This window comes from Streptomyces sp. NPDC001970 (genome assembly GCF_053594115.1).
Genome location: NZ_JBSFDW010000017.1, coordinates 21,584 through 30,888 on the forward strand (window position 1 = coordinate 21,584; position 9,305 = coordinate 30,888).

The 9,305-nt window shown below is 72.2% G+C and carries 11 protein-coding genes; 4 read left to right on the forward strand and 7 right to left on the reverse strand.

From position 1 onward, the window contains the following. Together ACWCP0_RS21050 and ACWCP0_RS21055 are read right to left on the reverse strand one after the other, a co-directional pair. Positions 1-284, reverse strand: a 284-nt coding sequence (locus tag ACWCP0_RS21050) for a hypothetical protein (protein ID WP_451080326.1), incomplete at its 3' end; no start/stop codon positions are given. 358 nt (positions 285-642) lie between these two features. Further along, positions 643-1,137, reverse strand: a complete 495-nt coding sequence (locus tag ACWCP0_RS21055) for a DUF3145 domain-containing protein (protein ID WP_451080327.1) — start codon at positions 1,135-1,137, stop codon at positions 643-645. Positions 1,138-1,386: 249 nt separating this feature from the next. On the opposite strand from ACWCP0_RS21055, the gene ACWCP0_RS21060 reads away from it, so the two are divergent. Next, a complete protein-coding gene (locus ACWCP0_RS21060; RefSeq protein WP_451080328.1) occupies positions 1,387-2,310 on the forward strand; it encodes an SGNH/GDSL hydrolase family protein in 924 nt (307 codons plus the stop codon). A gap of 423 nt (positions 2,311-2,733) precedes the next feature. Beyond that, entirely contained in the window at positions 2,734-3,924 is a 1,191-nt protein-coding gene (locus ACWCP0_RS21065) for a pyroglutamyl peptidase (protein ID WP_451080448.1), read from the forward strand. Here ACWCP0_RS21065 and ACWCP0_RS21070 read toward each other — a convergent pair. The 4 genes from ACWCP0_RS21070 to ACWCP0_RS21085 form a co-directional block, all read right to left on the reverse strand. Then, positions 3,878-4,429: a hypothetical protein gene (locus ACWCP0_RS21070; protein WP_451080329.1), complete on the reverse strand. Its 552-nt coding sequence runs from the start codon at positions 4,427-4,429 to the stop codon at positions 3,878-3,880. The two genes, ACWCP0_RS21065 and ACWCP0_RS21070, sit on opposite strands and share 47 nt — an antisense overlap. 42 nt (positions 4,430-4,471) lie before the next feature. Continuing rightward, complete coding sequence (locus tag ACWCP0_RS21075) at positions 4,472-5,314, reverse strand: EI24 domain-containing protein (protein ID WP_451080330.1); 843 nt, start codon at positions 5,312-5,314, stop codon at positions 4,472-4,474. Between the two features lie 262 nt (positions 5,315-5,576). After that, positions 5,577-6,008, reverse strand: a complete 432-nt coding sequence (locus ACWCP0_RS21080) for an organic hydroperoxide resistance protein (RefSeq protein WP_451080331.1) — start codon at positions 6,006-6,008, stop codon at positions 5,577-5,579. A 62-nt stretch (positions 6,009-6,070) separates the two neighbouring features. Continuing rightward, positions 6,071-7,096, reverse strand: a complete 1,026-nt coding sequence (locus ACWCP0_RS21085; protein ID WP_451080332.1) for an NADP-dependent oxidoreductase — start codon at positions 7,094-7,096, stop codon at positions 6,071-6,073. A gap of 91 nt (positions 7,097-7,187) precedes the next feature. Here ACWCP0_RS21085 and ACWCP0_RS21090 point away from each other — a divergent pair, with 91 nt between their 5' ends. Then, positions 7,188-7,628: a MarR family winged helix-turn-helix transcriptional regulator gene (locus tag ACWCP0_RS21090; protein ID WP_451080333.1), complete on the forward strand. Its 441-nt coding sequence runs from the start codon at positions 7,188-7,190 to the stop codon at positions 7,626-7,628. Positions 7,629-7,742: 114 nt separating this feature from the next. Here the strand turns inward: ACWCP0_RS21090 and ACWCP0_RS21095 are convergent, their stop codons facing one another. Further along, positions 7,743-8,450 (reverse strand): SCO2400 family protein, encoded by a 708-nt coding sequence (locus ACWCP0_RS21095; RefSeq protein WP_451080334.1) that lies wholly within the window; start codon positions 8,448-8,450, stop codon positions 7,743-7,745. Between the two features lie 141 nt (positions 8,451-8,591). Between ACWCP0_RS21095 and ACWCP0_RS21100 the strand changes: the two genes are divergently transcribed. Further along, entirely contained in the window at positions 8,592-9,140 is a 549-nt protein-coding gene (locus ACWCP0_RS21100; protein ID WP_451080335.1) for a hypothetical protein, read from the forward strand. The last annotated feature ends 165 nt before the right edge of the window (positions 9,141-9,305 follow it).

Consider the following 9,305-nt stretch of genomic DNA (forward strand, 5'->3'; position numbering starts at 1 on the left):
CGGTGCCGAGCAGGACGAGGTGCGCCGTCCGTGCCCTCGGCCAGGACGGCGATGCGTCCGTCGTCCTGCCGGGCGAGCGCGTCGGCGAAGCCCTCGTGGCCCTCCGCACCTCCGGCACCGCGTCGACGGGGCCGGACGCTGCGCCGCGACTCCCTCCCCCGGAGCGCGGATCCGGCGGTGCCGAGCAGGACGAGGTGCGCCGTCCGTGCCCTCGGCCAGGACGGCGATGCGTCCGTCGTCCTGCCGGGCGAGCGCGTCGGCGAAGCCCTCGCGGCCCTCCGCACCTCCGGCACCGCGCCGGGGCCGGACGCTGCGCCGCGACTCCCTCCCCCGGAGCGCGAGCACAGGACCGGGAGACGCCGATGGCCGCCGGGCCGCCACCGCCGGCCGGCAGCAGCCGCACCGGGCCGGCCTGCCAGAAGCCACGGGACGCGGATCCCCTCCGGCCCAGGCCCTCGAAGCGGAAGCCGCCGAGCGGCACCGCCGCCGCGCCGAACGCGAGCCCGGACAGCAGAACGGCGGCCGTCGAGGCCGCCGTACGTTCACACATCACATGTCCCACCCTTGAGACACGCCTCCCGCGCGCGCTTGGGGCGGTCATCGCCCGCAGGAGGATCCCCTCCCGAGGGGCGTGAGGCCCCGTCAGACCACCTGGTGGAGCCAGCGGACGGGGGCGCCCTCGCCCGCGTAGCGGAAGGGCTCCAGTTCGTCGTCCCAGGGCTTGCCGAGGAGGCGCGAGATCTCCGCCTCGAGCTCCGTCTCTCCCTGCACCGAGCGGGCGAGCGCGGCGCGGAGCCGGTCCTCGGGGATGAGGATGTCGCCGTGGATGCCGGTGACGGCGTGGAAGATGCCGAGCTCAGGGGTGGCGCTGTAGCGCTCGCCCTCGGCGGTCGGGCACGGTTCCGCGGTGACCTCGAAGCGGAGCATCTGCCAGCCGCGCAGCGCGGACGCGAGCTTGGAGGCCGTTCCGGGCTCGCCCTGCCAGGAGAACTCGGCTCTCCAGGTGCCCGGCGACGCCGGCTGGCGGATCCAGTCGAGCTGGACCCGCACGCCGAGCACACCCGCGACCGCCCATTCGACGTGCGGGCACAGCGCGCGGGGTGCGGAGTGAACGTACAGAACGCCGCGTGTCGTCACCGGGACCTCCAGTGTGGGACGAGGTTCGCCTTTCCCAGCGGCCTCAGTAAACAGCATCAGGAGTGAAACTCCACAAAACGGACAGCATGTGACGTGATGTAATTTACCGGAGCCGGGGTGGGCGAGGTGCCTCTGGTTCGACGGGGAAAAAGCTACCGTGCGGCGGGGGCCAAGGTACGTCGTACCGTGCGTCCGGGGGCCCGTACGCACCAAGCTTTCACCCGCGAGGACGTCAACGGGGAGGGCAGGATGCGTGAAATCCGACGGAGCGGGCGAACGGGTCTTCGACCGCCTGCTGTGGTCGCCGCTGCATTGACGGCGGCGGCGCTCGTCGGGCTCGCGGCGCTGACGGGGTGTGAATCCGGCACACCCACTACGCAGAGTCACCAGCAGAAGAGGCCGCGCCCCGCCCCCACGCCGGTCTGGGACCGCAGTCCCTCGTCGGTGGCCGCCGTCGGTGACTCCATCACCCAGGGCTTCGACGCCTGTGACCTGCTGGCCGACTGCCCGGAGGTGTCGTGGGCGACCGGCACCGACACCGAGGTGCGAAGCCTCGCGCAGCGCCTCCTCGGCCCGGCCGCGGCGGCCGGGCGCAGCTGGAACCACGCCAGGACCGGGGCCCGTATGGCGGATCTGCCCGGCCAGATGGCGGAGGCGGCGGCGCGCAGGCCCGGCCTGGTCACGGTGATGGTGGGCGCCAACGACGCCTGCCGGGACTCGCCCGGCCTGATGACGCCGGTCGCCGACTTCACGGCGTCGTTCACGGCGGCGATGAGCACCCTGCGACGCACGGCACCCACGGCACAGGTGTACGTGTCGAGCGTGCCGGACCTGATGCGACTGTGGTCGACGGGCCGCGGCAGTCCGCTCGGCAGGCAGGTGTGGAAGCTGGGCATCTGCGCCTCGATGCTGGGCGACGCCGACGACATGGGCGAGGACGCCCGGCTGCGGCGGGCGCAGGTGTACGACCGGGTCGTGGCGTACAACGAGGCGCTGAAGAACGTCTGCGCGAAGGACCTGCGCTGCCGGTACGACGGCGGAGATGTCTTCGACTTCCGTTTCACGGGTGAGCAGTTGTCTCCCTGGGACTGGTTCCATCCGAGCAAGGACGGCCAGGGACGGCTCGCGGAGATCGCCCACCGGAACGTGACGGCCGCGAAGCCGCCTGCCTGACGCCTGACGGTCCCGCCAGGGCCGCCGGGGCGGGCAGCCCCGGGGCGGTTGTCAGGTGCCGCCCCGGGGCCGTCACAGGTGCCTCAGACCTCCGGAGTGGCGGTCGTTCGGCTGTCGTCGAGGGCGTGGGACCCTTGGACCTCGAACGAGCCGGAGACGAAAGTCCAGCATCCGCCTTCCTCGTCCCAGATCTCGAAGGCGCGCCGAGGCGGCGGGATGTCGACGGCCAGTGGCTGCCGGACCCGGAGTCGGTGGAGATGCCGCCGGCGTTCCGGGACCCGCTGAAACTGCTGGAGTCACGCCAGTCCCTCTGTTCACGGCCCAACTCCTTCCCGATACTGGCGGCTTCGGAGTCGTCTGGGGAAGGGATTCGGCGTGCGGCGGACACTGGGAGTGCTGGTCGTGTCGGCGGTGGCCTGCACGATGCTCGGTACGGCGCCGGCGGGCGCCGCGGAGGTGCCGGGCGTCGCCACCGTGGAGGAGCAGCGGCTGGACAGGGCCGTACCGCAGGAGATCCTGCGGCGCAGCGGATTCGACGCGGTGGCAGCGGAGTTCGCGCGGGCGCTGGGGGCCGCGGACTCGTACGCCGAGGCCCGGCGCGCCGTCGAGCGGCACGGCGCGGGGCTGTGGCGGTGTGCCGTCGAGCGGGCGCAGGGCAGGGGGGTTCTGCGGGGTGATGTGAGCCGGGACGACGACCGGCCGCTGTACTGGGCTCGGCTCGGCATGACCCGGGAACTGCGGCAGTGGCAGCCCGGCTTCGCGCTGTCCGACACCGCGCGGGCCCGGCTGCTCGACCGGCTCGAGCAGACCTCGCGCGGCCAGGACACCGTGGACTTCCCGGGCGGCAAGGGCTTCAAGCGGATCGTGCTGACCGGCTTCGACCCCTTCACGCTGGACCGCGACATCCGGATCAGCAACCCGAGCGGGGCGACCGCCCTCGCCCTGGACGGCACCTGGATCCGTACCGCGGACGGAGGCCTGGCCCGGATCGAGACGGCCGTCTTCCCCGTCCGCTGGACCGACTTCGCGGCGGGCACGGTCGAGCGCACCCTGCGCCACCGGCTGCCCGAGGCCGACCTGTTCACCACCGTCAGCCAGGGCCGCGTCGGCAGGTTCGACATCGAGCGCACCAACGGCGCCTGGCGCGGCGGCTTCCCGGACAACGAGAACCTGTCGCGCACCGAGACCGTGCCGGTCACCGACCCGGCCTCGCAGCCGCAGTGGACGTCGACGACGCTTCCGTACGCGGCGATCGTCGCAGCGGGCACGGGCCGCTTCCCGGTGTACGACAACACGTCGGTCACCGAGATACCGGCAGGAGGCACCGACCCGGTGGTGCGCGCCGAGGGCCCGACTCCCGGCTCGACGGCCCGAGCCGGAGGCGGCGGCAACTATCTCTCCAACGAGATCGCCTACCGGGCCACCCTGCTGCGCGACCGCCTCGGACTGCACGACACGCTGCCGGGCGGCCATGTCCACACCCCGGTCCTGCAGTTCGGCGCGGGAAGCACCGACCCGGCGACGGGCACGGTGACCGACCCCGAATTCGTGCAGAACCGGCTGGACATCATCGCCCAGGTGCGGGCGATCGTGACGGTGGCGGCCGGCAGCTGACACACACCGCCGATGCCGGACGGACGGCAGGAGCCAGCGGGGTTCGGCCGCCCGAGGGAGGCGGGGCGGCAGATAGGGGGACGTGACCCGGATGTTCCAGCCCCGGCGGCGGGCGTGGCAGGCCAGGGCCAGGACGTCGAGGTTGTCCGGTCGCGTCCTTCCGAAGGTGCGCGCGGGCGTAGTGGAAGGCCTCGCCGTGGTGTTCGGTCTTTCCGGCGAGGATCGCCAGGCAGAAGGCGTCCAGCCACTGGTACGCGGTGACGGACTGCTCGTCGCCCTCGGATCCGGCGTCGTAGCTCGTCCCGAAGTTCACGTGGTCGAGGAAGACCTGAAAGTGGCCGTGCGGGTAGTAGGCGGCGTACGCCACGGCGCCGGCGGCCGCCTCGGTGGCATCGTCGAGGACGGCCTTGGCCTGAGGGGTGTCGAGGTCGGGAGTCCCGATGGAGAGCGCGCCGAGGTGGTCGAGGAGTTCCTCCGAGATCTCCCACCCCTCGTAGGTGGTCATCCGGCCGGCCTTCGACAGGGAGCGGAGCGTCCCGGCCCCGGTCTAGGACCGGGCCTCGTGCTTGCTGAAGCCGTACGGCGACGGCGAGGGGTTCGGGTTCCCGCCCGGGTCCGGGTTCGGTACCCGGTGCACGGGCTCCGGCTCACCCTGGGGCGCCGTGAGGTCCCGTACCAGCAGCGTCGCGCCCGCGACCGCGCCCGGCATCAGGAAGACGGCGACGAGCGGGAGGAGGAAGGCGAGCGTGAGCGGGACGCCGAAACCGAGGACGAGCATGCGGCGGCCGCGCAGCAGCGCGAGGCGCTCCTTCAGCTCGACGCCGCGCCGCTGCAGCGCGACCGCCGTGAGCTCCTCGGCGAGGAAGAAACCGGAGACGCAGAAGCCGATCGCGGGGATCACGGTCTGCCCGACGACCGGGATGAAGCCGAGCGCGAAGAGCAGTACGCCGTAGAGCGCGACCCGCAGCAGCACCCGGAGGCTGTCCCGGGCCGAGATCCACAGCTCGCGCCAGAGCGGCAGCCCGGACTCGGGGACGTCGCCGCCCTCGGTGCGTTCGACCTGTTCCGAGAGCGACTCGTAGAACGGCTGCCCGACGAGCAGGGTCACGGCGGTGAAGGTGATCACGGCGAGGAACAGGCCGAAGACGAAGACCAGGCCGGTGAGGAAGCCTCGGAACAGGCCGAGCCATGGCGAGGACCAGCCGTCGGCGAACGGCGTCGACCAGCCCACCAGGTCGTCGGCGCCGTGGCCGAGCCCGATGAGCGCGCCGGCGTACAGCACCAGGGTGATCAGCCCGGGCAGCAGCCCGAAACCGAACCACCGGCCGTGCCGGCCGACCCATCGCTGGCCCTTCATCAGATAGCCGAAGCCCATCCGGAGATCACGCATGCCGCCCACCCTATCGGGGGCCGGAATGCACCGGTCGGGGACCGTACGGTTGGGCTCGGCGCCCACCGGACACGTGGCACGCCACGGCGATCTGAAGCCGCGCCTGGACGACCCGAGGGAGTTGGCCGCGCTGAACTCCCTGCTCGCTCAGGGCGTCGCGGTGCGCAGGTCGGCGGACGGCGGCGCGGCGATCGTGCCGGGGTCGGTGTGGACGAGGGCCGCACCCCGGTCGGTCGGGGTGCGGCCCTCCTCGCCTGCGCGATCAGCCGGCTCGGACGGCGAGCTCGACCGTGATGTTGTCGCGGGTGGCCTTGGAGTACGGGCACACCTGGTGGGCCTTCTCGATCAGGTCCCTGGCGGTGGCGGCGTCCACGTTCGGGATGGCCGCGGAGATCTTGACGATGAGGCCGAAGCCCTCGTCGTTCTTGCCGATGCCCACCTCGGCGGTGACCGTCGAGCCGGAGATGTCGGCCTTCTCCTGGCGGGCGACCACACCGAGCGCACCCTGGAAGCAGGCGCTGTAACCGGCGGCGAAGAGCTGCTCCGGGTTCGTACCGGCCCCGGAACCGCCCATCTCCTTCGGCGGGTTGACGACGACGTCGAGCTTGCCGTCGTCGGTGGAGACACGGCCGTCACGGCCGTTCTCCGCGGTGGCGACGGCGGTGTACAGGACGTCGGACTGCTGAATCGACATGAGACGCTTCCTTCTGTGGTTCGCCGCGGCTCGCGCCCACGACCGCGACGGCTGGGCCGAGCCTAGCGGGTGAGGGAAACGATCATCTTCCCGGTGTTCTCACCGCGGAGCATGCCCAGGAACGCGTCCACGCCGTGCTCGATGCCCTCGACCACCGTCTCCGTGTACTTGAGCTCGCCGGAGCGCAGCCAGCCCGCGACTTCCTGGACGAACTGCGGCTGGAGTGCCTCGTGGTCGCGGACCAGCATGCCCTGCAGACGCAGCCGCTTGCCGATGACCAGGGCGAGGTTGCGCGGGGCGGGGGTGGGCTCGGTCGCGTTGTACTGGGAGATCATGCCGCAGATGGTGACGCGGCCGTGCACGTTGAGCGAGGAGATCGCGGCCTCCAGGTGCTCGCCGCCGACGTTGTCGAAGTAGACGTCGATGCCGTCGGGGGCGGCGGCCTTGAGCTGCTCCGCGACGGGGCCCTTCTTGTAGTTGAAGGCCGCGTCGAAGCCGTACTCCTCGACGAGGAGCTTGACCTTCTCGTCGGAGCCGGCCGAGCCGATGACGCGCGAGGCGCCCTTCAGCTTCGCCATCTGGCCGACCTGGTTGCCCACGGCACCGGCGGCGCCGGAGACGAAGACCGCGTCACCCTCCTTGAAGGAGGCGACGTCGAAGAGGCCGGCGTAGGCGGTGAGCCCGGGCATGCCGAGCACGCCGAGGTACGCGGAGAGCGGGGCGGCGGAGGCGTCGACCTTGGTCGCGTGCCTGGCGTCCATCTCCGCGTACTCGCGCCAGCCGAGGAAGTGCAGGACGTGGTCGCCGACGGCGAAGCCCTCCGCGTTCGCCGCGACGACCTCGCCGACCGCGCCGCCGTCCATGGGCTGGTCGAGCTGGAACGGGGGTACGTACGACTTCACGTCGTTCATCCGGCCGCGCATGTACGGGTCGACCGAGAAGTGCAGGTTGCGGACGAGGATCCGGCCCTCGCCCGGCTCGGCCACCGGGGCCTCGCGCAGGGCGAAGTCCTTCGGCTCGGGCCAGCCCTGCGGGCGGGCGACCAGGTGCCATTCACGGCCGGAGGAGGGAAGAGCGGACGCGGACATGAGTGCGGGCCTCCTAGAAAAGCTTCACGTTCTGAAACAACCATGCTCCTGAATATTTCATGTTGTCAAGCATCCGGGTATGGTGGTGAGCATGGCCACCACATCTCGCACCGACCCGCTGACCCTCGAGGTCGTCGATCTGATCGGCTCCGTCGTGGCCCGCTACTACCACGAGTACGAGGAGGCCGCGAGCCGCCACGCGCTCACCGGCGCCCAGGCGCGGGTGCTGGGGCTGCTGTCCCTGGAGGCCACGCCCATGCGGCGGATCGCGCAGAAGCTGAAGTGCGAGCCGTCGAACGTGACGGGGATAGTCGACCGGCTCGAGGCGCGCGGCCTCGTGGAGCGCCGCCCGGACCCGGCCGACCGCCGCGTCAAGATCGCCGCAGCGACGAACGAGGGCCGTGAGACGGCGCGGCGGCTGCGGGATTCCCTGCACTTCGCGCGCGAGCCGCTGGCGGAACTGTCGGCGGAGGAGCGGACGGTGCTGCGGGATCTGCTGCGGCGGATGCTGGGGGAGCCGCCGGCCGCTTAGGGGGCGGGGGCGTACCGGGACCGTCCGACGGGCCCGCGTGTCCGTCCTCGGACGCCGCCCGATGTCCCGCGGACGCCGGGCGGGCTCGTCATCGGCCCCATCGGCCCCGTGGCCTCACGCACAGAAGAAGATGAACCACGTGCACGTCTCGGACGGCTTCGGCGTGGGGGTCGTCGAGGGCGGGGCCGGGGACGATTGAGTCGGGTTGCCGGGGCCACCCGTAGCCGACGGCGAAACGCCACTGCTCGGAGTCGGTCCCGTCGCGGAAGAACTCGCGGACGGCGCGGGCCGAGACGACGACGGGGCCACCGTGGGCCGCGCGCTTCCGCGCCCTGGGGTACCCGTGCTCGGCCGGGCCGTGGCCGAGGACGTGGTGGGCGGCTCGCTCACCTCGCTGGGCCCGCTCACCGGCTCGTCACTGGTGGTCGGGTCGGGTATCTCGTCGACCGCGAGGGACTCCTCCTCACGGACCTCCACGGACGAACCGTCGTTCCACGCGGACTCCCGCGCGAGTTCGGCCAGACTCAGGGCACCCGCCGCCAGCGCCAGACCGACCATGGTGATCAGCACCTTGCGCCCGCGCCCGCGCCTGCGGCGTCTGCGCGTACCAGCGGCCCGGCGGGCACGCCGCCCCTGGGCGGGCGCGCGGCGACGCCCGGCCGGCGGCGGGTCCTCGTCGTGCGCACCGCCGAGTTCGATGACAACGTCGTCCGTCTGCGCCGCAGCAGGGCTGTGATGCCGGAGCTCCTCCGCGGGAGTACCGCATCCGGCGCACGCCAGAGCTCCGTTGAGGTGTCGGCGGCACTGGTAGCAGTAATCCATGGCGCCCGCAGCGTACGCAGGCGCGGAACAACGGAGATAGCCGGGTCTGTGAAGATCCTGTGCGGAATCACGGATTCCCTGGCGGGGCGGCTGGCGTCGGGCCGTGCGTACGGGCTCAGTGATGCCGGGCAGGATGGGTGCATGAACAGCTTCGGGCCGCTCGACTTCCAGCTCGTCCTGCTCCGCCGGATGGCCGACCACCAGCCGGACCTCGTGGAGGACGCCCGGCACCGACTGGGCGTGTCGATCGCCGACATGAGGGAGGCGAACCGCCGCTGGCAGGCGATGGTCCGCTCCCCGCGCGCCCGGGGCTCCCTCACCCGCTACCGGTCCGTGCTCGGCGTACCCGAGTCCACCAGCCGCCGCCGCATCGGCGACCTGGAGTGCGACGCGCACCTGTGGCCCGTCCCGCTCTGGCCCGACCTCCGCTTCGAGGTGCTGTCGGCGCCGGGCGGGGCCGTGTGGAACGAATGGCTGGTCCGGGCGCCGGGGGTGGCCGGTCCCGAGCTGCGCACGGAGGACGATCTGCGCCCCTGGTCCTGCACGGTCGACGAGGTGGCCAAAGCCTTCGCCCCCGTACGCCCGATGGAGGGCACGGCCCCGACGCGCTGGCGACTGGCCTTCACACTGCCCGACGGGAAGCCGTGCGTCGCGGAGTTCACGTGGGGGTTGCTGCAGCGGCTGACGTGACGGCGCGCCACAGGCCACCCGGCCAGGGGTCCAGGGGGTGCCCCCCGAAAGACACAGCCACGCGAGGGTTGCACCAGCGGCCCACGTAACGGCGCGCCACAGGCCACCCGACCGAGGATCCAGGGGGTGCCCCCCGAAAGACACAGCCACGCGAGGGTTGCACCA

Bases quoted from the DNA above. Each gene is read 5' to 3' on its own strand.
- ACWCP0_RS21080 (WP_451080331.1), bottom strand. From the start codon at position 6,008: ATGTCGATTCAGCAGTCCGACGTCCTGTACACCGCCGTCGCCACCGCG.
- ACWCP0_RS21085 (WP_451080332.1), bottom strand. From the start codon at position 7,096: ATGTCCGCGTCCGCTCTTCCCTCCTCCGGCCGTGAATGGCACCTGGTC.
- ACWCP0_RS21070 (WP_451080329.1), bottom strand. From the start codon at position 4,429: ATGACCACCTACGAGGGGTGGGAGATCTCGGAGGAACTCCTCGACCAC.
- ACWCP0_RS21095 (WP_451080334.1), bottom strand. From the start codon at position 8,450: ATGGATTACTGCTACCAGTGCCGCCGACACCTCAACGGAGCTCTGGCG.
- ACWCP0_RS21075 (WP_451080330.1), bottom strand. From the start codon at position 5,314: ATGCGTGATCTCCGGATGGGCTTCGGCTATCTGATGAAGGGCCAGCGA.
- ACWCP0_RS21065 (WP_451080448.1), top strand. From the start codon at position 2,734: ATGCTCGGTACGGCGCCGGCGGGCGCCGCGGAGGTGCCGGGCGTCGCC.
- ACWCP0_RS21060 (WP_451080328.1), top strand. From the start codon at position 1,387: ATGCGTGAAATCCGACGGAGCGGGCGAACGGGTCTTCGACCGCCTGCT.
- ACWCP0_RS21090 (WP_451080333.1), top strand. From the start codon at position 7,188: ATGGCCACCACATCTCGCACCGACCCGCTGACCCTCGAGGTCGTCGAT.
- ACWCP0_RS21100 (WP_451080335.1), top strand. From the start codon at position 8,592: ATGAACAGCTTCGGGCCGCTCGACTTCCAGCTCGTCCTGCTCCGCCGG.